29 protein-coding genes are annotated in these 25,333 nt (G+C 47.4%); 6 read left to right on the top strand and 23 right to left on the bottom strand.

Features of this window, described 5'->3' with window-relative positions:
* Nucleotides 1–233: 233 nt before the first annotated feature.
* Both CHK_RS03260 and CHK_RS03255 read right to left on the bottom strand, forming a co-directional pair.
* The gene (locus tag CHK_RS03260; protein ID WP_046442604.1) at nucleotides 234–635 is read right to left on the bottom strand and encodes a helix-turn-helix domain-containing protein; all 402 of its coding nucleotides are present in this window, start codon (nucleotides 633–635) and stop codon (nucleotides 234–236) included.
* Between the two features lie 393 nt (nucleotides 636–1,028).
* The gene (locus CHK_RS03255; protein ID WP_046442603.1) at nucleotides 1,029–1,352 is read right to left on the bottom strand and encodes a helix-turn-helix domain-containing protein; all 324 of its coding nucleotides are present in this window, start codon (nucleotides 1,350–1,352) and stop codon (nucleotides 1,029–1,031) included.
* 588 nt (nucleotides 1,353–1,940) lie between these two features.
* Between CHK_RS03255 and CHK_RS16520 the strand changes: the two genes are divergently transcribed.
* From CHK_RS16520 to arsM, 6 genes are all read left to right on the top strand, one after another.
* Entirely contained in the window at nucleotides 1,941–2,477 is a 537-nt protein-coding gene (locus tag CHK_RS16520; protein WP_160295580.1) for a hypothetical protein, read from the top strand.
* 55 nt (nucleotides 2,478–2,532) lie between these two features.
* Nucleotides 2,533–3,042: a hypothetical protein gene (locus tag CHK_RS03245; protein ID WP_046442601.1), complete on the top strand. Its 510-nt coding sequence runs from the start codon at nucleotides 2,533–2,535 to the stop codon at nucleotides 3,040–3,042.
* A gap of 67 nt (nucleotides 3,043–3,109) precedes the next feature.
* The gene (locus CHK_RS03240; RefSeq protein ID WP_052740246.1) at nucleotides 3,110–3,556 is read left to right on the top strand and encodes a DUF6050 family protein; all 447 of its coding nucleotides are present in this window, start codon (nucleotides 3,110–3,112) and stop codon (nucleotides 3,554–3,556) included.
* A gap of 141 nt (nucleotides 3,557–3,697) precedes the next feature.
* Nucleotides 3,698–4,000 (top strand): ArsR/SmtB family transcription factor, encoded by a 303-nt coding sequence (locus tag CHK_RS03235; protein WP_046442600.1) that lies wholly within the window; start codon nucleotides 3,698–3,700, stop codon nucleotides 3,998–4,000.
* A 47-nt stretch (nucleotides 4,001–4,047) separates the two neighbouring features.
* Complete coding sequence (arsB, locus tag CHK_RS03230) at nucleotides 4,048–5,118, top strand: ACR3 family arsenite efflux transporter (protein WP_046442599.1); 1,071 nt, start codon at nucleotides 4,048–4,050, stop codon at nucleotides 5,116–5,118.
* Nucleotides 5,105–5,932, top strand: a complete 828-nt coding sequence (gene arsM / locus CHK_RS03225; RefSeq protein WP_242844865.1) for an arsenite methyltransferase — start codon at nucleotides 5,105–5,107, stop codon at nucleotides 5,930–5,932. Before arsB ends, arsM begins: the two co-directional genes overlap by 14 nt.
* Before the next feature lie 139 nt (nucleotides 5,933–6,071).
* Here arsM and CHK_RS03220 read toward each other — a convergent pair whose 3' ends face one another.
* The 21 genes from CHK_RS03220 to CHK_RS03130 form a co-directional block, all read right to left on the bottom strand.
* Nucleotides 6,072–6,449: a cysteine-rich VLP protein gene (locus CHK_RS03220; protein ID WP_046442597.1), complete on the bottom strand. Its 378-nt coding sequence runs from the start codon at nucleotides 6,447–6,449 to the stop codon at nucleotides 6,072–6,074.
* A complete protein-coding gene (locus CHK_RS03215; protein ID WP_046442596.1) occupies nucleotides 6,446–6,673 on the bottom strand; it encodes a transposon-transfer assisting family protein in 228 nt (75 codons plus the stop codon). Before CHK_RS03215 ends, CHK_RS03220 begins: the two co-directional genes overlap by 4 nt.
* A gap of 4 nt (nucleotides 6,674–6,677) precedes the next feature.
* Complete coding sequence (locus tag CHK_RS16015; RefSeq protein ID WP_235843858.1) at nucleotides 6,678–7,979, bottom strand: antirestriction protein ArdA; 1,302 nt, start codon at nucleotides 7,977–7,979, stop codon at nucleotides 6,678–6,680.
* 140 nt (nucleotides 7,980–8,119) lie between these two features.
* Complete coding sequence (locus CHK_RS03205) at nucleotides 8,120–10,222, bottom strand: type IA DNA topoisomerase (RefSeq protein WP_046442595.1); 2,103 nt, start codon at nucleotides 10,220–10,222, stop codon at nucleotides 8,120–8,122.
* Nucleotides 10,219–10,953 (bottom strand): CD1107 family mobile element protein, encoded by a 735-nt coding sequence (locus tag CHK_RS03200; RefSeq protein ID WP_046442594.1) that lies wholly within the window; start codon nucleotides 10,951–10,953, stop codon nucleotides 10,219–10,221. The genes CHK_RS03205 and CHK_RS03200 overlap by 4 nt, the downstream gene beginning before the upstream one ends.
* Nucleotides 10,950–11,204, bottom strand: a complete 255-nt coding sequence (locus CHK_RS03195; RefSeq protein WP_046442593.1) for a DUF4315 family protein — start codon at nucleotides 11,202–11,204, stop codon at nucleotides 10,950–10,952. Before CHK_RS03195 ends, CHK_RS03200 begins: the two co-directional genes overlap by 4 nt.
* 14 nt (nucleotides 11,205–11,218) lie before the next feature.
* Entirely contained in the window at nucleotides 11,219–13,357 is a 2,139-nt protein-coding gene (locus CHK_RS03190; protein ID WP_052740244.1) for a C40 family peptidase, read from the bottom strand.
* Nucleotides 13,358–13,361: 4 nt separating this feature from the next.
* Nucleotides 13,362–15,869, bottom strand: a complete 2,508-nt coding sequence (locus CHK_RS03185; RefSeq protein WP_082103367.1) for a VirB4-like conjugal transfer ATPase, CD1110 family — start codon at nucleotides 15,867–15,869, stop codon at nucleotides 13,362–13,364.
* Nucleotides 15,772–16,173 (bottom strand): PrgI family protein, encoded by a 402-nt coding sequence (locus CHK_RS03180; protein WP_046442592.1) that lies wholly within the window; start codon nucleotides 16,171–16,173, stop codon nucleotides 15,772–15,774. Before CHK_RS03180 ends, CHK_RS03185 begins: the two co-directional genes overlap by 98 nt.
* 19 nt (nucleotides 16,174–16,192) lie before the next feature.
* Nucleotides 16,193–17,062 carry a VirB6/TrbL-like conjugal transfer protein, CD1112 family gene (locus tag CHK_RS03175; RefSeq protein WP_046442591.1) on the bottom strand — a complete coding sequence of 290 codons (870 nt, stop codon included), beginning with the start codon at nucleotides 17,060–17,062 and terminating at the stop codon, nucleotides 16,193–16,195.
* A gap of 6 nt (nucleotides 17,063–17,068) precedes the next feature.
* Nucleotides 17,069–17,230 carry a Maff2 family mobile element protein gene (locus tag CHK_RS17125; protein ID WP_082103366.1) on the bottom strand — a complete coding sequence of 54 codons (162 nt, stop codon included), beginning with the start codon at nucleotides 17,228–17,230 and terminating at the stop codon, nucleotides 17,069–17,071.
* Nucleotides 17,231–17,251: 21 nt separating this feature from the next.
* Complete coding sequence (locus CHK_RS03170; protein WP_002605633.1) at nucleotides 17,252–18,862, bottom strand: recombinase family protein; 1,611 nt, start codon at nucleotides 18,860–18,862, stop codon at nucleotides 17,252–17,254.
* A 100-nt stretch (nucleotides 18,863–18,962) separates the two neighbouring features.
* On the bottom strand, nucleotides 18,963–19,145 hold the full coding sequence (locus CHK_RS03165) for a transposon-encoded TnpW family protein (protein ID WP_002605634.1): 183 nt from the start codon (nucleotides 19,143–19,145) through the stop codon (nucleotides 18,963–18,965).
* Nucleotides 19,142–19,999, bottom strand: coding sequence for an ATP-binding protein (locus CHK_RS03160; RefSeq protein ID WP_002605635.1), 858 nt, complete (start codon nucleotides 19,997–19,999; stop codon nucleotides 19,142–19,144). The genes CHK_RS03165 and CHK_RS03160 overlap by 4 nt, the downstream gene beginning before the upstream one ends.
* Nucleotides 19,996–20,754, bottom strand: a complete 759-nt coding sequence (locus CHK_RS03155) for a phage replisome organizer N-terminal domain-containing protein (RefSeq protein ID WP_002605636.1) — start codon at nucleotides 20,752–20,754, stop codon at nucleotides 19,996–19,998. The genes CHK_RS03160 and CHK_RS03155 overlap by 4 nt, the downstream gene beginning before the upstream one ends.
* Nucleotides 20,744–20,935, bottom strand: a complete 192-nt coding sequence (locus CHK_RS16005) for a hypothetical protein (protein ID WP_006058351.1) — start codon at nucleotides 20,933–20,935, stop codon at nucleotides 20,744–20,746. Before CHK_RS16005 ends, CHK_RS03155 begins: the two co-directional genes overlap by 11 nt.
* Nucleotides 20,936–21,121: 186 nt before the next feature.
* Complete coding sequence (locus tag CHK_RS03150) at nucleotides 21,122–22,744, bottom strand: relaxase/mobilization nuclease domain-containing protein (RefSeq protein WP_002602093.1); 1,623 nt, start codon at nucleotides 22,742–22,744, stop codon at nucleotides 21,122–21,124.
* Entirely contained in the window at nucleotides 22,716–23,114 is a 399-nt protein-coding gene (locus CHK_RS03145) for a plasmid mobilization protein (RefSeq protein WP_002602094.1), read from the bottom strand. Before CHK_RS03145 ends, CHK_RS03150 begins: the two co-directional genes overlap by 29 nt.
* A 533-nt stretch (nucleotides 23,115–23,647) precedes the next feature.
* A complete protein-coding gene (locus CHK_RS03140; protein ID WP_002602095.1) occupies nucleotides 23,648–23,851 on the bottom strand; it encodes a helix-turn-helix domain-containing protein in 204 nt (67 codons plus the stop codon).
* Nucleotides 23,841–24,287: an RNA polymerase sigma factor gene (locus tag CHK_RS03135; RefSeq protein ID WP_002602096.1), complete on the bottom strand. Its 447-nt coding sequence runs from the start codon at nucleotides 24,285–24,287 to the stop codon at nucleotides 23,841–23,843. The genes CHK_RS03140 and CHK_RS03135 overlap by 11 nt, the downstream gene beginning before the upstream one ends.
* Before the next feature lie 204 nt (nucleotides 24,288–24,491).
* Nucleotides 24,492–25,259, bottom strand: a complete 768-nt coding sequence (locus CHK_RS03130) for a class I SAM-dependent methyltransferase (RefSeq protein ID WP_002602097.1) — start codon at nucleotides 25,257–25,259, stop codon at nucleotides 24,492–24,494.
* Between the last annotated feature and the right edge of the window lie 74 nt (nucleotides 25,260–25,333).

Genomic DNA, 25,333 nt, shown 5'->3' with positions numbered 1-25,333 from the left:
TTTGCTGGAAACGGCACGTGGGTTCGAATCCCACCCTCTCCGCCACGCATGAAATGCGAAAATCCACCGAGCCGCAAGGCGACCGTGGATTTTTTGCAGTTCAGCGGTTCTTTTTGCGAAGCAAAACAGAACTTCCTTAATATTTCTTTTGATGAAAAGATGAGAACCCGCGCAGGCTCATGTAAGCGCGAGTGTTAGGTAAAATAAAAGCGCGGGTTTTCCGCGCTTCTCATTTAGCCTTTCTTATTTTGCTTCTCCTGATTTTTGTGATACTCTTCAAAAATATCTATTGTAGCCTGTAAGGTAACTTTATCTGCTGATGAAATTATTTTGTATAAAGCGGTTATGTATTCAGGGTCTAACTTTTCTGTTATCACTTGCATCAACGCTGTTCCTGATTTATATTCACTATAATCCAATTTGAAAAAATCCTCTAACGTTATTCCGAAAAAATGGCATATATCATTCAAAGTATCTACTTTAGGTATGCGTTTTTCACGGATTATAGAGGACAAAACATTTCCAGAATGGCCCGACAACTGACCAATAGTTTTCATACTCTTTGTACTACTGGATTCGATAAGTTGCTTTACACGATTTATTAAAAATTCTTGTACTTCTTCTTTGTTTCTCATATTTCAAGTATAAAATGAAAAAATTACCATAAGACCTATTTATATGTCTAATTTATGCTTGTTTGGATTCGTTTATATGCTATAATAATTACAGAACCCACTCTCAACGGCGTAAAAGGTGTAGGCTTGTTTACCCATACACAACCATACTCCAAACCCCACTCTTTAAATTCAGTCTACACCTTATTGCGCTATCGTTGGGTTAAATCAAGCGGTTTGCAACAAAATTTAATGCAATTTTGTTGATAAATCCAGTGGTATATGTAGGGGATATACCGGGCGCACGGGGAACGGGATATAAGAGAGCCTATATCCGTTTCTCCGGTCACGCCACATACATTGAAAAAAGCATACAAAAAAAGCGGATTGAAAACCCGCTAAATTCATTCCCTGTTACTTTTTTGATTTTCGTGCATTAAGCTGCTTGGCAAGACTAAGCAAGGTCAAGATATTTTGTTCATCCAAGTCTTTTTCTTCTTCAATCAGTTCATTTAGCAAAACGGGATATTCAATCCCGTCATCGAAAAAATCTTTTAGCGTGATACCAAAATATTCACAAATATAATGTAGCATAGGAATAGACGGCAGAGCCTTTTTGTTTTCAATGCGGTTAATATAACCAATGCTTTGACCCAGCTCTAAACTCATTTCCCTTTGCGATACATCTTTTTTCATTCTTAAACGCGCGATACGCTCACTTATATAATCAAAATCCATATATAGCCACCTTTATTCTATTATAGGTGATTACACAGGCCCTATATTCGATTTTAATTGATTGATTATGTAAATTCGAATATTATAAATTGATTTTTATAACGTTTTGAATATTACTAATTTACGTTTTTTAGAATTTGAAAAATATAATGTCGTAATGCACAGCATGAAAGGGGGCGCAAAATGACATTAGAAAAAAAATTTTGTTCCTTTATTGATAATTTAGTTGACGGCGATTACGAGCACAATCATTCTTTTTTCAGGAAAACGGTTGACGCTTTACGTCTCGAAATTTTGTATCTTTACAGCATTGGCGTAAGCGTTTATACCCTCATGGATAATTCCGAAGTCAACTTGTATTTTCTGCAAATTCTTGAAAACACTTTATATGACCTTGATTTAGACAAGCCGATGTTATACCTGTTTTCACCTTGCAGGGATTATGTATGGGACAAATCGCATGAATCAAAAGCCGTCAAGCTGCTTGTTGATGAAGTGGTGTATATCAGGAAAAGGGCAACGACCGACCCCGCAATTTTTGAAATGCTATACAGGGCGGTTATAAACAATTCTGATATTCTCCTGCTCATGGACAAAGACCGTGAATCTAAATATTACAAATATGCGGTAAAGGCTGGAAAAGAAATACATCTACTAAACCCGGTGGAAATGGAATTTACGATTGGAAATGCGCTGAAAACGCGCGGAACACGTAATTTACGAAAAGCGATCTTTGCGAAAAGCGATATTGAACGTGAATACTTGGAACAGAAAAAGAGAGTTGAGTTTTTAGAGAAACAGGCATATTTAAAGACAATGCAAACCCTTTTACGCCCCAATACAAAAGAAGCGAATAATAAATTGCTAAAACAATATGCTCTGGAAGCCAACAAATTAAATGAAGAATGTGATTTGCTTGAAAGCATCCTCAATCTAAACGACGACGCGATCAATCAGCATTACTGGAATTGGAAAAGGAAGGACAATCTTTTGAACGACATTTTATCAACAGAAATGTATAACGGCGGGCGGGAAAAGGTAAAAAACGCGAAAATTGATGCAGCCCAATATTGGAAAATTCTGAAACAGGCTATTTTTGCGGTTCAAAGACAATCGAAAAGATGATTAAGCAGAGCATTTAAACTTGAATGATTGAAGTTATTTTTAGGAGTATATTATTATGGAATTGATAAAAGATTTGAGTTTCGCCAAATACAAAAATAAAGTAACAGGGATATGGTGTTGTGATATTAAAGAAAAAGGTCAGAATTTAAAAAATAATCTTACTAAACAAATGGAAATGGCATTAACAGAGGAACGCAAAACCTTTGTATTGCCTTTTTTGGGGTATGGGAATACTTTTGCTATGGAAATCGCATTAGAATTTAAAAAAACTTATTACACAGGTTTAATAGGGATATTACCTTATCAACAATTTGTTTGCCAACATACCAATGACGGTGATTTTTGGTTTGACGCATATAATAATATGGATTGGTGTCATATTGTTGACAATGAGCCTTGTAAAAACGCCGAAGAAACATATAAAAAATGTGCGTCGGGAATGCAGAAAGTATGCAAACACCTTATAGTTGGATATGCACCTTATCCCGATATGCTTACGTTTGAATGGCTTATGGACTTGTCTAAAAGCTGGGATCATCATGTAAAAATAGTTTCTGCCTTGTGAGGTTGAAAATAGTCATTTACATATCATACTCATTGTGATAGGTTATACTTAAAGGGTGGTAATTGCCATGAAAAGCGGCATATATATAACCGAATGTGCAGAGTGCGGCGCACCTTGCCCGGACATTTTCAAAATTCCGTTGTGCCACGATTGCGCCGTCAAAAAGACGCGCAAGGAGTTTCTTAAATTCGTCGTGTTGCCTATTGTGCTTGCCCTTGTGCTTTACTGGCTGGCAACGCTTATTTTCGAGACCAGCGAACACCGGGTAGCGTACACGTTATTATTTATGGGTGTGCCTTATGGCATACGGCGTATGTTCCTTTGGATTATTCCGGTCGGTCACGGCCTTGCCGGGACAGTCGGTATATTCGCCCTCAATATCATTGTCGGGGCTGTGATCGGCGTGGTGGTTCTCGCCTATCAGCTAATAAAGGCGGTCGTCTACATCGTCAAGACGATCATTGCCGCCGTTAAGATCGCGGGCTACAAAAAGATCGAACTTATGGAAGTTTAACATACCCCCAATCAAAAAGAGCGTGACAGCCGCGAAAAATCGCAAGCTGCCATGCTCTTTTTTATATATTTACAAACACATTGACAAATATCAATGTAAAGTATATATTATATATAGATATTTATGAATATGAGGAATGAAATGAAAAGAAACTATTCAGAATATGCCAATACTTTAAAAGCGATTGCAGAGCCAACTCGCTTACAGATTGTCGATATGCTTTCTTGTGGTGAGTTATGTGCGTGCATCATTCTTGAAAAGTTTAATATCACGCAACCAACCCTTTCCCATCATATGAAAGTGTTATGTGATAGTGGGATTGTTATTCCGCGAAAAGACGGAAAATGGACACATTATTCTTTAAACGGACAACGTCTAAATGAAATTCGCGATTTTATGAATCTGTTAACAGTTACAACGAAAGATTGTATTTGCAACGAATAATTTTTTTGCATTATATATAGATTCCTATCTATATAAAGGAGTGTGTTATGGAAACAAAAACAAATCAAGAAATCGGATTTTTTGAAAAATACCTTACGTTGTGGGTTGTGATCTGTATGATTGCAGGAGTTTTGATTAGTCAATTTCTTCCACAGTTCCCAGCATTTTTAAATCAATTTGAATACGCTAACGTATCTGTTCCGATAGCGATACTAATTTGGATCATGATTTATCCAATGATGATGAAAGTTGATTTTCAAAGCATAAGGAATGTAGGTAAAAATCCAAAAGGACTATTTGTAACATGGATTACAAATTGGCTGATTAAACCGTTTACTATGTTTGGTATCGCCGCCCTGTTTTTCTATATCGTATTTAAAGACCTTATGCCCCCGGAACTTGCAAAGGATTATCTTGCCGGGGCCGTACTATTGGGAGCTGCTCCTTGTACGGCAATGGTATTCGTATGGAGCACACTCACAAAAGGAAATCCTGCTTATACTGTGGTACAGGTGGCAACAAACGATCTAATTATCCTTTTTGCATTTGTGCCGATTGTAAAATTTCTGCTTGGTGTAAGTAATGTTGTAGTTCCGTGGGACACGCTATTTTTATCGGTTCTGCTGTTTGTGGTGATACCGCTCACAGCGGGGATTCTCACACGAATATTGATGATAAAGAAAAAAGGTGCTGATTATTTCAACCAAAAATTTGTACCAAAATTCAATAACGTAACAGTTATTGGCCTGCTCCTTACGCTTGTTATACTTTTTTCCTTTCAAGGGCAGACCATTCTTGCATACCCAGTACATATTCTGTTGATCGCTGTTCCGCTTATTATTCAAACGTTCCTGATCTTTTTTATCGCCTACTTTGCCTGCAAGCTGTTAAAGCTATCATTTGATATAGCGGCTCCTGCCGGAATGATTGGAGCTTCAAACTTTTTTGAACTGGCAGTTGCAGTTGCAATCGCACTTTTTGGGGCAAATTCCCCTGTCGCACTTGCAACAACCGTCGGCGTTCTAGTGGAAGTTCCTATAATGCTAACACTTGTTAAGATTGCAAATAAAACACAACGATGGTTTCCCGCCATCAATTCTGTTTATGAAAAAAATTAAAGGAGAATCAAAAATGAATAACATGAAAGATGAAATCAAAAAATACTACGGTGGTATTGCAAGCAGCGTTACAACTGGTACTGGTGAAGCTCCTAGTTGCTGTTGTAAGCCCCAAAAAAGTCAAATATTATACGATGATGAATATCTGGATGATTTACCCGAAGAAGCATTGAAAGCTTCTATCGGTTGCGCAAACCCAATCTTTTTAGCTAATATTCAACCGGGCGAGACCGTACTTGATCTTGGAAGCGGCGGTGGAATTGATGTTTTAATTTCTGCGAAATATGCTGGCGAAACGGGCAAAGTTTATGGCCTTGATATGACAGATGAAATGCTGGAATTGGCAAATGAGAATAAAATAAAAAGCGGTAAAAAGAACATCGAATTTATTAAGGGTTATATTGAGGATATACCACTTGAGGATAACACCGTAGATGTTGTCACTTCAAATTGTGTTATCAATTTGAGCGAGGACAAGAGTGCCGTTTTGCGTGAAGCCTACCGGGTAATAAAACCGGGGGGAAGAATAGCGATTGCCGATGTGATTGAATTGAAAGTAGTGCGGACTGATTTGCGCAAAAATGCCCAACTTTGGGTTGGGTGCATTGCGGGTGCGCTCTCTATTGATGAATATACGAATAAACTAAAAAATGTGGGATTCAAAAACATTGAGATTTCCGTTGTGGATTCTTATACAAAAGAATTTTTACGGGATTTTGCAAAAAATAAAGGATTGGAATTTAATTTAACTGACATTGAGGCAGAAGAACTGGATAATGCTTTTGCAAGCGCGTATGTAAAAGCCTACAAATAGAAAGAAGCGTGACAGCCGCGAAAAATCGCAAGCTGCCACGCTCTTTTTATTTGAAAAAATCGACATTCTAAACGCCTTTTTCGGGGGTTAAGGTATAAACACCTTAACCTATCGAATGCGGGCTGTAAAAACCGCATGGTTAAAGGCTTTTTTTTGCCTTACTTGTCGATGCTTTAGCCCGCTTTTCCCGTGCGAATTTTGCTTGTTGTTCCCGGCGTACCTTTCGGGCGCAAGCTCTACAATATTTTACGCTGTTTGATGATGAAAGAAACACCCCCCCACACCTTACACAATGCTTTTGCGTGTCCGGGGGCGCAAGCTCCGCACAAAGCACCTTATCAATCGGCAACACCGCTTTTTGAAACCATAAGCACAGCATTGATTGAGACGCTATTTGCGGGCATGGGACAGCTTCGCCAACGTCTAGCGCGTCGCAATTTCCTTGAAAGAAATTGCAGCACTCGGCCCGGACAAGGGCGTTTACCTGTTTCGTCTGCTGCGGGGTAAACTGTTTCATGCTTCGACCTCTAAATCATCAGCAGGGACAAGACCGGGGGCAAGCTCCAGATATTCGCTGTCTGTCAAATGCTCCAGCTTACGAATTGCCGTTCTGAAAATCTCTTTTAATTCCGGGTCGTAAACGTCCATTATGGCAGCGCGTAGATCGCGCAACAATCCCGCCCGTGTCCGAATATCGTAAATGCAAATAATGTTCGTTTCTTCTACTGTGAAATATTCCATATGATTATACCTCGCGTTCCTCGTTTTTTTGTTTGGGTTCACGTTCCGGGCGGCTCTCGGCATTCATAATCCCCTGCTTGTCCTTTTTAAGCTGCGCCCGGACAGACGGCTTTTTCTCGTTACTGCTGGCGGCATACGCCTTGTCCACATTGCTTGCCGCTGCAAGCTCAGTAATAGAGATTCGCTCCCCGGCCTTTGCCCGCTTTTCCAGTTCGTCAACCGTGGGCGTGTTGTTGATTTGTCCGTCAATCATGTTATAATTCTGCTCCGTGGACTTCTCGGCGGTTTCAATGCTATTTATCGGCTCTAAAAACTCCGGGATTTCTTTATACCCTGCAATATCAACATATAGAGCTTTTTCCGTGCCGTTTTTTCGCATAACGATCACGTCTGAAACTGAAAGCGAATGTCCTTCAAATTCCGGGGGCGGGTAAAGGTTGAATTTCATAAAAATGTCATCAGCCGTGAAATGCTTAGGTAGTTCTGCACTGTAAACCTCGTTATAATTTTTACAATCAACCGTAAGCCCTGCGTTTTTCAATTCGTCATAACTGGCAAAACGATAATAGTGCAGATTATCGCCGCCTTTAAGCTGGTAAATGGAATAGGAACCGGGGTTGTCAAGTATTCGCCCTTGTGATTGTTTTTCCGTTTCATGGGATTTTGGAGAAATGGAAAGGACATTATTTTCAGCCGTCAAACGATATTCGTCCGGGATATTGTCAAGATCGCCGTCGTATTCCTCGTAGAAGTCGTCCCCTGTCCTGCGGACATACCCACTATCTGTATATGTCCCGTATTCGTCAAGCTGTATATCCCGTCCAAATTTCTCATAGTCGAAATAACTCGCTAGGTTTCCCATATTGGAAAGGTCATAAATGCCTGATTCCTCTATCCAGTAATAGCCTAAATCTGAATCATCTTGAACACCGGGGAGAAGATCGTAATTATCAAGGTTTTCGGTGAGGTTTATAAGGTCTTTCGCACTACTGGCATAATCTCCTAATTCAATAGCAGCTTCAAATATATCCCGCTGGTAATCTTGCATATCATCTATTTTATAAGCAAGATAATTGAGTTCATCCAAGCTCTCATATTCTCCCAGTGCGCCGTGCATTCCTATGATCGGCATTTCATAATCGGTAATGAACAATTCTTCGTATTGTTCGTTTATACCAATGCGATCTAATACGTCTTTCATTTCGTCCGTAGTAGCAGGGAAACCTACCCACTCACCGATTAACACGCCCTCGTTATATTTCCCTAAATTGGTTATATATGCTTCAAAAGCGCAATTTTCTTTCAAGTGTTTTTGCTCCTTTCTTTCCGGGGGTTTGGGGGCTTGCCCCTCAACAAGCACTTTGCGCCCGACCCCGTGCAGGGTCGGGGCAAAGGACGGAAGTGTTAATACACTTCCTATGCTTGCTAAGATGCCATTTCCCGTATTTAGGCCTTTTGGGCTTTGCCTTTCTGCTCAAATTCCAGCTTGTAATTAACGTACTTGCCGCCCGTGTCCGCAAGGACGATCTGCGCGTCATACTTTTTCCCGGTCTTGACACTGTAAAGGCCCTTTGCTTTCACCCTCCCGGACTTTAAAAGCTCCGTTGCCATTCGTGGGGTAAGGCTCGTCTTTTTATCTCGGAAAAACTTGTCATTTTTCCACATCACGAAACCGCAATCCTTATTCGCACAATAAAAGTTCGTGCGGCTTTCGTGGACGTTGCCGCCGCACCGGGGACATACGCCAATTACGGGCTTGTCAAAACTGAAACGGCTCCGCTGCTCGTCGTTAACTTCCGGGGCTGTTTCAACAAGCTCCCGGACATAACCCGTGATACTGTCCATAAACTCGGCGGCCCTGCTCTTGCCCTGTGCAATCTCGGTAAGGGTGTTTTCCCATTCCGCTGTGAGCTTTGGGGACGTGAGCTTTTCGGGCAGTACGGAAATAAGGGCCGCGCCGCGCTCGGTCGGGATAAGCTGCTTGCCCTTGCGGCTGGCAAAGCCTTTTTGTACGAGTTTTTCGATCACACCCGCACGCGTCGCCGGGGTTCCCAGCCCGCGCCGTTCGGCTTCTGGGTCTGTGTCCTCGTTCCCGGCCCGTTCCATAGCGGCAAGTAATGTATCTTCGGTATAGGGCTTGGGCGGGGTTGTCCAGCTTTCGGACGTGGACGCTTGCACACATGAAAATGTTTGTCCCTCGGCAAGCTGCGGCAACGGCGGCATTTCCTTTTCCTCGTCGTCGGGCTTCTCTTTTAGGCTGCTCTTGAAAGCCTTATCAACCGCTTTCCATCCCTCGGCGGTCACAGCACGTCCCTTTACAGCGAACGCATGGCCCGCGCAATCAAATTCAGCGGTTATGGCTTCAAAAGTATGTGGGCCGCTTACCGCGCATACCAGGCGGGACGCAACCATGTATAAAAGGTTGCGTTCCCCGCTTGGTAGGGCGGTAAGGTCTGCGGCTCCTAGTTCCACGGTCGGTATGATTGCGTGGTGGTCGGAAACCTTTTTGTCATTGACCGTCTGCGAAACGTTGGGCTTCAGTTCTTCCCGGAATGCTTCAGCAAAGGACAGCTTCAGCAAAACCACCTTGACGATTTCGGCGGCGGTGTCCGTCATATCATGCGTCAAATACTGGCTATCCGTGCGCGGGTAGGTTGTCAACTTTTTTTCGTACAGGTTTTGAATATAATCGAGCGTCTGCTGCGCCGTATATCCATAGATACGGTTTGCGTCTCGCTGCAAGCTGGTAAGGTCGTACAACTTCGGCGGGTGGGCCGTCTTGCTCTCGGAAATGAGGGAACGTAAAACGGCTTGCTGTTTGTCGCAAGCCGCCGTTATCTTTTCCGCTTCTGCTGGGTCAAATATCTTTTCCCCGGTCGCGTCGATCTCGCCGCACTGGATATGCGGAACGTAATATTTTTCCTTTACAAAGTCCCTGATCTGCTCGGCCCGTTGTACGATCATTGCAAGGGTCGGGGATTGCACACGCCCTACATTCAAAGAACCGTTATAGAGTACAGAATATAACCGGGTCGCATTGATACCCACCAGCCAATCAGCCTTAGAGCGGCACAGAGCGGAAGCGTAAAGGTCGTCGTACTCCGCACCGTCTTTGAGCGCGTCAAAGCCCTGTTTGATCGCGCTATCTTCCATTGAGGAAATCCACAAGCGGGAAAACGGTTTTTTACAGCCTGCTTGCTTGTAGACCAGCCGAAAAATAAGCTCGCCCTCGCGTCCGGCGTCTGTCGCGCAAATAAGGCTTTCGACGTCTGCCCGCCGCATAAGCTCTTTCAGTATGGAATATTGCTTTTGCTTTGCCTTTGAAATCACGTAATGCCATATGTCCGGGATGATTGGTAAATCTTCCTTTGTCCACTTGGCATATTTAGGGTCGTACACTTCGGCGTGTGCTGGCTCCACCAAATGACCGATACACCACGATACAAGATAGCCGTTACCCTCACAATATCCGTCCTTCAATTCATCCGCGCCGATTACGCCCGCAATCGTCCGGGCGACGCTCGGTTTTTCCGCAATCACTAATTTCATTCGTTATCCTCCTGATCTTTGTTGTTTTCGTCCTCGATCTCGTCCGTGTCGTCCTCGTCGAAATCGTCTGCATAATCTTCCAGATCGTCCATGCTGCCTAACGCCTTTTTTGCCTTGCGCTTCTTCACAGCAAATGCGATTACGCCCACTACGGCAATCACTACAATCGCGCCGATCATCATAATTGTGTTATTATTGACAGGCTGGGGCTGCTCCGGGGTAGTGGTCGGGGTCGGGCTTTCCTCCTGCGCCCCCGCGCTTGCCGTCGTTTCGGGTGACGGTTCCGGGGTAGGCTGGGCCGTTGCTCCACCAAAAATGTTTTTGTCCTGTTCGTCCTCGGTAAAATTCAACAAATCATTTTCCGTAACTTCGGTAAGCAGGAATACATTTTCGGACGCTTTCTTATTATCCACAATCAAATAGAACACTTTGCCGCTCTTAGTTTCAATCGTGAAAAATTCTTTTTCCGGGGCTTCGGCCTTGTCCGTGGAACTGCCGCCGCCGTCCTGATCTGCGCTGGTCGTACTTGCCGTTGCCGTACTCGGTGGGGTCGCGCTATTAGCGGTTGTTTCAACTGTCGCCGTGGGCATCGGCTCCGCGGTCGGGGTTCCTGCCGCGGGGTCGTCCGCTTGGGCCGCCGCCACGGTTGGCATTGCAAGCATGGCAATGATAACGACAATAAGCATCAATAAAATGCTGATCGTGATTCTATGTTTCCTTTTCATCCTCATATATTGTTTTCCTCGCTTTCTTCATGGGCCGGGTTTCCCGGCTGGTCGTCTTTGATCTTGGGAGCTTTCTGTTTTTGCAAAAATCGCCGCAATTCGTCCGGGGTCATTTTTATAGCCCGTACCGCCTGTACGATCTGCAAATTTTCTTCCTGCGTTTTCTGCTGCTCCAACTCCTTTAGCTTCTTTTGTGCGCCCGCAATCTGCGCCTTTGTCTTGGCAATTTCTTTTTCAATTTTGGGTATCTTGTCCATATTGCTCCTTTCCGTTATGCAAGCCGACCGAACGAATAAAAATGCTTCGTCCAGTATGGCGTTTCAAATGACGAATAACCTATGGGCTTTCCAGCTTCAAGCATCATTCCATTTCCGACGTAAAATGCGACGTGGGTTACAGGGTGGCCCGCGCTGTGCGTTCCGGTAAAAAATATAAGGTCGCCGGGATGGGCTTCCTCACGGGAAATAGGGGTACACATATTGTATAGGCCCTGCGCGTTCGTGCGGCCCACGCTTGCGACCCCGGAAGCATTAAGGCACCAGCAAACATACCCCGAACAGTCAAAGGACGTTTCCGGGGTGCTGCCGCCCCATACATACGGATAGCCGATATACTTTGTTGCTTCGGCTAAAAGCCGCTGGTAGGTCTCGTCGTCGTAGGGTTCGCCCGGATAACCGCCCATACCGCCGCCACCCGGTACGCCGTTCAACCCGCCGCTGCCACACTCTACAAAAAAGTATGGGTTTAGCGTTTCGCCGTCCTGCGAATATTCAAGGTACAGTGTGCCGCCGCTCGTGCCGATCTCGTCCCCGGTTTTCACTTCCTGCCCCTCGGACACGCTCACGCTGGCAAGCCCGTCATAGATATATCGCAAGCCGTCCGCGCAATCGACCACAAGACGGCTCCCTGCTTCCGTGACCGTGCCGGGTTGTGCTGCAAGAACGGTTGTACCATATGGAATAGAAAGCGTCGCGCCGTCCGAATAGGAAACGCCGCCATTATACGAATAGCCGTAAGGGGTCGTGATATATAGCGTCCAATCGCAATCAATCGGCTTACCGAAATGCTGGCGGCTCCCTCGGCTCTTTACATACCCGTCATACAGATTGCGCTGCTCGTCGTCCATGCGGCCCGCCGCAATTCCTGAAAACATATTGACCGTCACATTGATATTAAAAATCCTGACTTCGTATTCTTCGGTTGACTTAACAGTCTCGCCTGTGGCTGGGTCGGTCGTTTCAATCTCGCGGGTGCGCGTTTCGGTTGTAATTTCCGTCCATAGCTCGTATTGCTCATTGAAAAGCTCATCAAGTGTGGGGGTTACGTCCTCAAAAATGAAATCCTTGTAAACAGCCGTCAAAAACGCCATAAGCTCGTAAGGGCTGTGTTCCACTTCGCCTATGTTGTATCGGTATTCGTCATAACCGGGATTTTGGCCCTCTAAGCTGTGTGCGTCCTGCAACAACTCAGCTTCCTTTTGACAATAATAGTTTTCGGCTTCGTTAATGTCCCGGTCTGCCGCAAGGTAGGCCGTGCCGATCATTGCCGTGCTACCCTGTGCGATCATGGCCCCCACGGTTGCCACAATAGACGCTATGAAAATAACGATCACGATTACAGCAATGGCAATAACAAGGGCGACGGGATGACGCATCAAAACGCCCGCTGTCCGCGCCGTTGTCCTCGCGGCCTTTCCCCCTGTTTTTGCCGCCGCCTTTGCTGCCTTACGCGCTCCCTTTGCATATTGCTTTTTGATTGCGTGTTTTTGCATGGCTCTTTTGATCGCGGGGGCGTTCTTGGTTGCCGCGCTGCTCTCCGCTTTCCAGCGGTAAATGCGGTTTGTTTGCGTCCTGACCGTGCGGCGGTCAAGGCCCAGCGTTCGGCGGGCTTTTGCTGTACTGGTGCGGTTCCTGATCGCGCGCCCTACGACGACCGCTGCCGATTCCGTCTGCTGCTCCGTCCGCTGCGCGGCTTTCACGGCTAGGTTGTCGTCCTCCGTCCGCTGGTGCAATTTGCTTTTCATATACATTGCGGCGGCTCCTGCCGGCTTTGTAACCGGCGCGAGCTTCGGGGCCTTTCCCTGATCGTCAAAATGCAACTTACTTTTGTATGCCTTTTTTTGTTTTTCGTCCAGTTTTCCCGGCCTAGCAGCTTTTTTGCCCTGCGGTTGGGGTTCTGTGCGTAGTTGTGTTTGACGCTTTCGGGACGCGGCCCGGCGTTTGGGCTGGCCCCGTGGCTTTGGTTCCGGGGTTGGCTTCGTTGCTTTTCCCGTTTCCTGCTCTTGGGTCGGATCTCCGGGCCTTGCTTTTTTAGTCGTCCCGTCCGCAAGGTTTTCATCAACCAGCCCGTCACGGGTCATTTTTTGGACAACCTTGTCTTTCGCTTTCAGTTCAAATTCTTTGCGCTCCATGTGGCTATACTCCATTAGTTTCGCTCGGTTTTGTTGTCATGGTCGTATAAAGCAGCGTATCTTTCGGGAAGTGATCGGCAAACGGGATAACCGTATCGCCAAAATACAAAAGGCCCTCGCCCTCGTTGCTATTCGTGATGTAGGAAAGCTGCTGCGGGGAAAGACCCAAAGCTTTACTGATACGGCTACGATCTCCGGGGGCTTGATTGAGCATATACACAAAATCCGAATTGTCGAAAATATTTTCAATTTCCGGGGACAAAAGCAGCGTTTTGACATTTTGGGTAATCCCGGTCGGTATGCCGTTCCACTTTCTGAATCGCTGCCAAATCTCAACCGAATAGGCCGCCGTTTGTGGGTCTTTGAAAAGCAAGTGAAATTCGTCGATGTAAAACCGGGTTGCCCGGTGTCCCTCGAAACGGTTTACCGTAACCATGTTCCACGCCTGATCTTCCAGTATGAGCATACCCAACTTTTTTAAAGCCTTTCCTAGCCGTCGAATATCAAATGTAATCATGCGCTTGTCAGAAAGCCCTGTAATGTTCGTGCGGTTATTGAATACGTTAAGCGTTCCTGTGACGTACATTTCAAGGGCCGTAGCGACGCGCTGGGCTTCCGGCTCCGGCTGATCGCGCAACGCCCGATAAAGGTCGCCCAAGACCGGGACATTTTCAGGCTTCGGATTGGCAATATAGTCCCGGTAAATGAGACTAACGCAACGGTCAATCACCGTTCTTTCGATTGGTTCAAGGCCATTCCTGCCGCCGCAAATGAGTTCGCAGAACGAAAGCACAAAATCGCTTTTGAGGGTAAGCGGGTTATCATCCTCCGAATAATTAAGGTTAATATCCAGCGGGTTGATAAACTGCTTGCTGTTCGGGGATAGTTCGATTACCTGACCGCCCAGCTTCAAGGTCAACGGGCCGTATTCACTTTCAGGGTCGCAAACCAATATTTGATCGTTCGTGAGCAACACCACATTTACGATCTCGCGTTTTGCCGAAAAACTTTTCCCTGCACCGGGCGTTCCCAAAATAAGGCCGTTCGGCGTTTTCAGTTCCTTGCGGTCTGCCATTATCATATTGTTAGATAAGGCGTTAAGTCCGTAATAAAGGGCTTGCTTACTGCGAGAAAAAAGTTCCTGCGTGGTGAACGGCACGAAAATTGCCGTACTGGACGTGGTAAGGCCCCTTTGAATCGGAATAAGGTTGCGGCCCAGCGGCAAGCTGCTTGCAAGTGCGTTTTCCTGCTGGAAGTCCAGCGGCTTTAGGGTACAGTTATATTTCTGCGCGACACCAGCCGCCGCAAATATGGCGTTGTCCAGCTTCTTTTTATCGTCTGCCGTATTCATCACAAGCACAGTGACAAGGAACATTCGTTCATTGCGGCTCTGTAAATCTTTCAACAAATTTTTTGCTTCATCTCCATAGGTTGAAAGGTCTGACGGTATTATGTCCATATCGTACCCGCTGCGAACCGCCTTTTTCTGTTCCTCTATCTTCATTTTGTCTAAATCCGTTATCTTGCGCTTTACCAGCTTAACGGCGGCGTTTTGGTCGATTGACCGTATGTGCATATTGACGATCAAATCCGTGTCAATATCGAGATAATCCGCAAGCATACGGTCTGACAGTTCCGGGGCGAGTATTTGCAGATACGATACCGCGCCGATCTTACGGCCTATTGTAAACGTCCGATCTTCACGGAAACTAAACGATGTGGGTGCGATAAAATCTTTTGTGGATAAACCCGTTTGATAGGTTAAATCCCAATTAAAGATGAATGGTTCCTTGCTGTCGGCATGGAAAATGTCGTGTAGTACCTTTAGGCGGTCGTACCCGTTCAAGGGAGATACCCGCACGCCCAGCACTTTGAAATTGTTTTTTACGTCCATTTCAATACGTTCAAGCCGCTGTCTTGCGATAATAGGGTCGTCTGCTTCAATGCCGAATGTAATGTACTTATGCTTTTGCAGACCATTGTTACCCTTAGCTAGTTGATCTTTGAGCATACCCACATATTCGTTGCGTATGTCGTCCAATCCGTCGCCTTGTGGCGGTATATCAATGGTCTTTTCATAGTCTTTCATATTGACGGATTGATTGATAAATGTAAACTGTACCGTAATGCTGCTGTCAAAATAATTTAGGAAATCACAATAATTTTCAAAAATCACCGTCTTGTCCTCATTGTTCGCAAGCTGGTAGGTGATGTCTTGAAATTCAAGCATTTTTGTGTAGAGCCTTTCCGTTACCCGGCAAACTCCGTCCCGGTACATGCGTAAATAGGGAATCGTATCTTGGGCCGTTTGAGGGTTCGCGGCTTTGCGCTTTTTCATCGCGGTAACGAACCGCTTCTTTTCCTGCTGGGATAGTTTCCTGTTTGGGGAACCGCTCAAAATTTTAAGCCCTGTTTTAGTGCTTGCGGCTTGCGCCTTTTTTGGCTTTTTCTGTACGTTTGACAATACTTTGTTTCTCCTTTCGTTCGTCGATCTCGTTTTGAAGTTCCGCATAAAAATTGCGTGTCTGGTAGGGCCGCTTGCGCTTGCGGATAAAATGCGACCCAATATAGTTTTTCAAAATCTGTTCAAGCGGCTGTCCGTCCTTCTCGTACATGGCGAGAAAGAAAAATGGAACCATAATCACGATCATAATAAAAGCCGCTAGAGATGTTCCAATATGGGATTTTGTCAAAAGGTAAAACGGAATACCCACGCACCCGGCAATCGCAAAACATATAAGCTGCCGTTTCGTGAGGTTAAAGGCTACCTTGCTTTTGACCTTGTTTAAGTCCTTTGGTACTGGTACGTATGGCATGTATAATCAACTCCTTTCCTTAGTGGGCGTTAAAGATGCTCTTTGAGAGCGTCCCTGTCTTAAAAAGGGCAAAGCACAAAAGCACGGTATAGCCCGCAATCATCCAGATAGACGCATGAATGTTTTCCGTGACGGTCAACGTGTTAATCAGGACGGCATAAATCCCCACGCACACCATGATTAACAGCCCTTGAAATGCTAGGGCCACAAGCCCCCGCAAATAGTTTGTTCCCATGCTGCCCCATTCTTTGTTGGTGAACGTCGCAAAGGGGATAGGGGCCAAGCTGCAATACAAATAAATTTCGATCATACGGCCCGCGATTACTAAGGTTATGAGCAATGAGAATATGAGCATTGCAAACTTGATAATATACGTTTCAAGGACAAGCCCCAGCAGTTCACCGATTCCCATTGCATTTAGACCCGCTTGCATCTGCTCCAATACGGCGGCAATGTCGATTGCCGTATTTTCTCCAATCGCGCCCGCGCTGGCATTGATCGCATATTGCGCAATATCAAAAATTCCCATAACGATTGTCATTGTGTTGGCGACGATAAATACCGCAATCCCGGCTTTGAGAAAATACTTGAAAAAGCTGAACGTATCAAAATCGTGCATATTGTTTCGGTCGGTTATCATCGTCACCAATTCGTACACCAGCACAAACGTGATTATCATGCCCGCAACGGGAACAATCACCGTATCGGATATGTTCTTTATCATGGCGAATATTTCACCGTTCCAGCCTACCGGGGTTTGTCCAACATCCCCGGCAATGGTGGCGACCTTCTCGTTTACGTCATTGAACATATCCGTTAAGTTTCCCTCAACAACGCCTTTTAGAAATTCCTTGATCGCGTTTCCGATCTGTTCAAATATCCAACCCATAGGCGATTACCCGAATAGTCCGGCTAACGTCGGAACAAGGGTAATGCCTATAACGATTACACCGCCACCCGCCATAAGCTGTTTAATCCCTTGCGACTTTGCTGATGTGTGATAAAGAAGTAGTAGAAGTGTAAAAAATTTTGCCGTTCCTATCCGGCGTTTGCGCATTGCGCCGGATAGGTCGGGCGGTCATTCGGGCAGGTCTACCTTGCCAACGAAAGAGTAATAAATATCAATGTCCTGTCTGCGTGTGCCGTTCTCGTCATAGCTGCACTCATGCACAACGATTTTCTCCACAAACTCACGCAAAAGGGTAGGGGTAAGTTCTTCAAAGCTGGTGTACTTGCGGACAACATTCATAAACTTTTCTGCGTTTACCGTGGCTTCCTGCGCTTTGGAAAGCTCTGCCCGGATAGCGGCGGCTCTCTCTTTCAGTTCTTTCTGCTCGGCTTCATAGTCTGCCGACAGCTCCGTGAAACGCTCGTCTGAAATGCGCCCGGTCACGCTGTCCTCATACAGCCGCTTGAAGATAGCGGATAACTCGCTGATACGCTTCTCGGCGGCTTCCAGCTCCTTTTTCCTTGCGGCGTTCCTGCGCTTGCCCCCGTCCTCGTTCTGCTCGATCAGCAGCTTCATAAACCGGGCTTCGTGCTTCGCTGCATAGCTGGTGACTTTCCGCAGATTGTCGGTCACTCCGGCGGTCAACAGGTCGGTGCGGATAAAGTGCGCCGTACAGTCACGGGTACGCTTCTTGTAGCTCCCGCAGATATAACAATCCTGCTTGCGGGTGGCGTTCTGGTAACGCTGCTGGTAAAGGACGCTGCCGCAGTCGGCACAAAAGAGTATGCCGGAGAATAAGCCCACTTCATCATAGCGGTTCGGGCGTTTGCGCTGCTTGCGTAACTCCTGCACACGCTCCCACATCTGGGTGTCAATGATAGGCTCATGGTGGTTCTCGAAAATCGCCTGTTTCTCAATGGGGTTCTCTACGCTGTGCTTGGTCTTGTAGGACGGCTTCTCCGTCTTGAAGTTTACCAGACAGCCCGTGTACTCCCTGTTTTCAAGGATATGTACCACGGTATTGGTCGCCCACTTGCACTCATAGCCGGGGTGGTAGCGGCGGGTGCTTCCCGTCCGACGGTATTCCAGCGTTCCCGGCGTGGGGATCTCCTGCTCTGTGAGCATACGGGCTATCTTGGTCGGCCCGTTCCCGGCAAGGCACAAGCTGTAAATCTGCCGCACAACAGGGGCGGCTTCCCCGTCAATGATAAAATTTTCGTCCTCGTCCATAAAGTAGCCGTATACGGGTTTGCTCGTGACGGGCTTCCCGCTCATACCCTTAGACCGTTTTACTGCTTTGATTTTCTTGCTCGTATCTCTCACCAGCCATTCGTTAAAAATGTTCCGCAGAGGGGCAAAATCATTGTCGCCCTGTGCGCTGTCCACTCCGTCATTGATAGCGATAAAGCGGACGCCTTTCTGTGGGAAAATCATTTCCGTATACATTCCCACTTGCAGATAGTTTCGCCCTAACCGTGACATATCCTTGACGATAACGGTGCCGACTTTTCCGGCTTCAATGTCCGCAAGCATGGCTTGAAAACCGGGTCTTTGGAAGTTCGCCCCAGAATAACCGTCATCTGTGTACCATTGCAGATTGGAAAAGCCGTTCTGCTTCGCATAGGTTTCAAGAATACGCTTCTGGTTTGAAATAGAATTGCTCTCACCTTGCAGCTCGTCCTCGTGGGATAATCTCGGATAAAGGGCGGTAATAAGGTTTCGGGTGGTCTGTCTTAACATAGTGTCCTCCATTTCCGACAGCCAGCCCCACTATTCCGTATGACTATCATACCACACGCCGGGGCTGGCTGTACAGTCCTTTCTGCTTCTTTACGTCCCGTCAAATTGCCGATTTTTGTGTAGCAGCTTCCGCTTCCAGCACTTTCAGCATTTTATCGGCGGCGGTGGCGGTGGTGTCCTGCTTGAAATAGCCGGAAACGACAAGGACAGAATTACCTATGCGGATTTCCGTCACGCAATCCGGGCGGCGGGTGCTGCGGTCATTCTTTGGGGTGTTGGTCATAGGCGGCTCTCCTTTCTGTTCATCAGCTTTTTCAGTTGTCCCATTTTCTCCTGCGCCGTGGCTTTTCGGAAGTTGCTCCCGGTAAAGCGGACAGGAGAACACATTTCAATCAGACGGTCATAAATGCGGGCGTGGGCGGTGTCCTCCGGGTGCTGCAAGTCCTCCAGCGTGAGATTAGTCGTGACGATCAGCGGCCTGCCGCTGCGGTAACGGCTGTCAATCACGTTGTAGACCTGCTCTAAGCCGTATTCCGTTCCCCGTTCCATTCCAAAATCGTCAAGGATAAGCAGCGGGAAGCTGCAAAGTCGGGAGATATATTCATTCCTGCCCTCAAAGCTGGCGGCAAGGTCACCCAATATCAATGCAAAGTTTGTCATGCACACGGGGATTTCACGCTCCATAAGGGCATTTGCGATACAGCCCGCAAAATAGCTCTTGCCTGTGCCAACGCCGCCCCATAGCAGATAGCCAATGTTGCGCTCTTTCATGGTTTCCCAGTTCTCCACATAGAAATGGGCGTGTTCCATTTGCGGGCACTTGCCGTTGTCGTTCTCAAACGTCCAGCCCTGCATAGCCGGGTCTGTAAAGCCCCGCCGCTTCAACCGCTCGACAGTTTCAAGGTGACTGCGCTGTTTCTCTGCGGCTTCCCGTTCCTCACGCTCTGCCCGCTGGCAGTCACATTCTGCCGGGTGGCGGTCACGCCCCAGCCATGCGGCGGTTTCTTTGGGGAAATAGCCCTCTTTGGGCTTGTGGCACTTCCCGCAGTATAAAAGCCCGTCCTCGCCGGTGTAGTCCTCCGGCTCCGGCGTGGTGTCGGTCATATTCAAAATCATTTCATCAAATCCATTCGTCATAAGCTCTCGCCCTCCTTACAGGTATAATCGGGTATGCCCTTTTTCGGGGCTTTCTTGGCTGCGTCCTCCTGCGCCCACTTGAAAATCGTGGCTGCATGGCTCTTGTATTTCCTCCCGCTGGAAGCGATATGGCAGGATAGGCGGTCAATGTAATACTCCCACTTGCCGGGAAGCTCTGTTTTCAGCCCGTCAAGCTCCGTATCGGAAAGAATGACATTGTGGTATCTGCCATAGGCGGCGGGGGCGGGGTGTCCCGTTTCTAACTCTCTCTCTTTTTCTATTTCTATATCTATCTCTTTCTCTATCTCTATCTCTGGTGGACAAATGTCCGCTCGATATGGTGGACATTTGTCCGCCCCTGTCTGCGGCAGGGCTTTTTGTTCCTGCAAAGCCAGCCGCGCCCTGCGCTTGCGCTCCCCCTCGGTAGAGGACTGGCCGATTAAAAGCTCAATGTTGCTCATGTAGAGTGCGCCGCTTGGCAAAGGCTCCACAAGCCCCAGCTTCATAAAGATTTTCAAAGCTCTCTCTACGGTACCTACCTGCTGGCGGGTAATGGTCGCAATCATCTGGGCGGTGTAGGGGATATTCTCGTCAAGCTGCAATTTCCCGCCGTTTTTCAGCGATTTCAAGTACAGCTTCAAGAGAATGTTGGAATAGATAACGCCGTCCTGCATACTTTCCAGCAGAACGATTGCATCATCGTCAAAATAGCTCTCTTTCAGCTTGAGGTAGTAATATTTGCGGTTATCTGCCATAGGCTGCGTCCTCCTTTTTCCAGCGTTTGGAATAATAGCGAGGGCATAGTATGATAACCGCCCGGAAGCTCTGTTTGCAGTCACGGGTGCAGCCCCGGCATAGGTCGTTGTAAGTGATACGGTTGCGGTGGTTGAGGAAGAAAGACCATTCCAGCCGCCGCTTCTTGCTCATTCTCGGCAATGGTAAGCTCCTTTCTGCCGTTCCTATCGGTGTAGCGGGATAGGGGGCATTTTCTGTATGTTCTCGGTATCATTTTCGGGCTTTTTCTGCCCTGTAAGCCCCGTTTGGAAGTCGGGGAGTATTGCGGTAAGGGTTCATATCATACCTGTATTTTTGTAGGGTTTCGGTATCATTTCGGGGCGGTCTTTAACGCTCCTGTTCACGCTTTTTCTGCTGGCTCGGTGCGCCCCTTAAAATCTGGTCGATATTGCGTCTGACTGTCTGAAGCTCCTGCGCCCGCTGGCGTTTCTCCCGGTAGTCGTTATATCCGGCGTTCTTCTGGACGGTAAGCTGCTCAATCTCCCTTTGCAGGGCTTTGCTGGCTGGCAGCTTGGTTATTCCATGCTCCCGGAAATAACGGGCGGCTGTGTCCGCTATGATAAAATCGCTTTCGTGCTGTTCCCGGTAGGCTCTCCGGGCTTTCTCCGATTTCTGCGCTTTCAGACCGTCACGGGCGGGCTTCGTGCCGATATAGCCCAAAAGGTTGCGCTGCAATTCCTTTTTCTCCCGGATAGCGGCTTCCAGCCCTTTCAGTCCGGCAAGGCTCTCCTGCGTGGCGGTGTTGGCTGCGGAAATGGCAGCGTCCAGCTCGTCCGGGGAAGAAAAGCCATACTGCTGGTAGAGCATGAGGGTAGCCGACATCTGTTTGAGGTTGTGCATGGTCGCCCACTTCTCATAGCCCCGTCCTTTCCCCTCGGCTCGCTTGGCGGCTATGTCTACCATGCGCTGTACAGCGTCATTGTTCGGGGCGTTTTTCGCTTCTTTTTTCGTCCGTAAGCGGTCTTTGATACTGCCGGGGTATTCCGCTATGGCTGCGGGTTTTTCGGCGGCTCTGGCGGCGTTCTGCTCCAAAACGGAGAGGACAGCAGCCCGGTCAAAATCGTCCCCCAGCTTCCGGGCGGTAATTGGCTTCGTCCTGTCCGGCGTGAGGTAACTTAGCCGCCCCCGGCTCTCCTTGACGGTCACACCATGCCGGAGAAGCAGGGCGGCAAACTCATCAAAGCCGGAAGCAGCGGCAAGGGCTTCCCGGATAGTCCGGCGCAGCTTCGCCTTATCCGTTTCAAACTTGGTCTGCCGGGGCGCGATACCGTCCGCAGCAATAGGGGCGTTGGCTCTGTCAAGGGCAGCCTGTCCTTTCTTCTGCGCCCAATACTCACGCTCGGTAATGCGTTCTTTGCTGCCGTTCAAAAGGTCTATCTGGTAAAGCCCCTCGCTGTGGCACATCTCCATGACTTCGGCTTTCAGATAGTTCATAGCTGCGTCCGTACAGCGGTGCTTGCAGCCTGCTTTCCTGTCCGCTGGCCTGTCCATGTGGGGCAGCATGGGAACCTCCGCAATCCGCAGACTGTTAATGACGATATGCACATGGATATTTTCGGTGTGGCTGTGTCCGTCCGGGTGGGTGCAGACAAGGGCCTGGTGTCCGGGGAAATGCTCGGCGCAGAACTTCTCGCCCAGCTCCTGCGCCCGATCAACGGTCAAGCCGTTGTCCGGGCCGTCCCGTGGGTCAAAGCTGATGATGTAGTGGTGGCTCTTTACGTCCTCCCGTTTCTGGTTCTTGCCGTAGCGGAGATTGGAGCGCATACAGGCAACGGCAAAATCCTCCCCGCCACAATTCAGAGAGGATATGCGGTAGTCTACCCTCGGTATGAGCCGCCCGTCTGCGTCAAGGGTGGGCTTCATGGTAAACTCGTCATGCTCGAATGTGAGGTATTTTTCAGCGTCCCCGTAGTTGGCATTTTTAGAGCTGATATGTTTGAGTATCGCCAACGGCTTCACCTACTTTCTGCAAGACTTCAAACTTCAAGGCGGCAAGGTCGGCGGCGGCTCCCCGCACTTCCTTTTCCAGCCCCCGGTAGGGGCTTCCGTATTCGTTCAGGCTCCGGGCAATCTGGTTTAAGTTGCCGCCGATTTTCCCGTACTCTGCCGTGAGCTTGGAGAGGGCGGCAAGCAGCCCGTCATTGACCGGGGAAACGGTGACAATGGGGCGTATGGTCGCTTTCCGTATGGCTTGCCGGATAAACTCGGACTGGCTGATTTCATAAGCCGCCAGCCGCCCGGTGAAGTCGGCGTATTCTTCATCGGTCATGCGGGTCTTTACCACATGACGGCGGTGGGGCGTATTGTATTTCTTTCGCATGGTCTGTGACCTCCTTTCTCGCCCGACAGGGCGCATAGCAGGGTTTGGGGAAGGCACTCCCCAACAAGATTCCCGCAGGGGCAAAAATAAGCGGAGAGCGAATTTTGGCACCTCGGTAGAATCTTGCTCTGAAAAACTCCGGCGTTCCCCGGCTCCCGTCCTTTCCGCTAACAAAACGTTTCAAAAGGGCTTTGCTACCCGCTATTCCGGCTTATCTTGAAAATTTTCCTTTCACTACCTACAACACCACGCAAAGCAAAATGGACGGAGATTTTTAGAATTTCCCCTCTATTCCCTACAACACCACGCAAGCCGGAATAGGCGGACAATGGCAGTATTTTTTTCTTTGATACCCTCTACGGATAAGTAAGGGATTTTGCCAACTGCGGCGGCTATTTTCCCTTTTGTTTTTTCATACTGGGGATTTTCAAAAATGCCAAACAGGAACGAAAAAAAGCAGCAAATCTGTTGAATAGATTTACTGCTTTCTGGTTGCCGGCGAAGCGGCGGTTATTCAGTTGTAGGCGGTAGGGCTATCTCCCAAAGCGGAACTTGAAAATAGCTGTGAGAAGCGTCTGGGTGATGTAGTCCTCTGTATCTTGGTCTACCCGTCCATTCACACGGGCGGCACATTGTATGCGGCGGCGGTAATACTGCAATACAGTTCCCACCGCTTCCGGCTCCCCGCTGGCGGCTTGGACGATTGTTTCATAGGGGAGAAGCCTATTATTTCTCATATGCCATTCCCTCCATTTCCGCTTGGAGCTGCCGTAGGGCTTTTCGGATATGGTAGCCCGCTGTGCTGCGGCTGCGCCCGTACTGTCTGCCAATTTCGTGCTGTGGAATACGCTTGAAAAAGGACAGGTAAATCATTTCCCGCTCCCGTTCGTCCAGCCGTGACAGGGCTTCCGCAAGTAAACCGCTGCTGAAAATGACCGTATCGCCGCAAAGGGTAAGTATGTATTCCTCGTCCGGCTCCGGGGCTTGGAAATATTCATCTGTCGTGCCTAAAGGGTAGTGCTTTTCGTCTGTGAGGTATTCAAGGGATATTTCTCTTTTGTGCTTCCTGCTCCGTGTCCTCGCTGCGTTGATCGTTGCATTTCGGATAACGACTTTGCAAAAGGCATGGAAAGTGTACTCGATATGTTCCCGATATTCTTCTGTACAGGTCATGGAAAATCCCCCTTTCCTCCCAAAAGGGCTGTGGCTGGTTAGTAGTTGCTTTTTATGATAGTAAGGGGCGGCAGCACTTTAGGCTGTCGCTCCTTGACTGCCTAACTGCAAAACCGGGCGGGGCTGTCAACGGCGGGCGAAGCCCGTTCATCTTGACCGTTGACTGGCTCGGCCGGGTTTGCTATTTATCCGGCAAACTTGAATTTATTTTAAGCTATCACGTTTTACCTTTTTAAGCCTTACTATCATTACCATAGGAATTTCTTTATTGTTTTTGAAACATTCTTCATAAAATCCATCAATGACAAATCCAGCTCTGAAACAAAGGTTAAAAATATCTTGTATGGAACGATGATAATAAATCTGCTCCTCCGGCTGCCCTTCGATCGCTATATCATAGTAACTGTGCGGTGTCATATATTTTTCAGTCAATGTGATAAAACAAGGGTGCTGCGTTGCAAAGACAAAAATCCCGTTTTCCTCCAATAGTTCATAAACAGCCATAAAAAGCGGTTCAATATCCGTAATATCCATAATTGCCATATTAGAAACTGCTTTCGTAAAGGCTCGATTTCTTTTTAATCCTAATAAGCTTTCTCTATTGGTCGCATCCGCTACGCAAAACTCAATTTGTTTTGCATATTGTGATCGCCGTCTTTTAGCCAATTCTATCATTTTTTTGCTGTAATCAAAAGCGACGACCGAAGCGCCTCTCTGTGCAAGATACGAAGAATAATTTCCATTGCCGCACGCAATATCCAAAATGTAATCCGAAGGATCAGGAGAGAGAAGTTCCGTTACTTTGGGACGTACTACCTCTCTGTGAAATTCATTGGATTCGTCACCCATTGCATCATCCCAAAATTGTGCGTTTTTCTCCCAGATCTTTTTGCTTTCCTCTGTTCCCATGTTCTCTCCCACTCCCAAAATTTGCCTTTTTGCTTCCATTAAATCTTCCTTACTATATTCCATTGTTACCCTCCATAACTTCTGATTGTTGCCGTCTTGACTATTATGTATCTTTTCTTTCCAAAATGGTATAGGCT

The sequence above is a fragment of the Christensenella hongkongensis genome (genome assembly GCF_000981035.1).
In the GTDB taxonomy this organism is placed as follows: Bacteria; Bacillota; Clostridia; order Christensenellales; family Christensenellaceae; genus Christensenella; species Christensenella hongkongensis.
The sequence above is the reverse complement of the archived record's forward strand: the minus strand, read 5'-3'. Positions and strand labels throughout refer to the sequence as shown.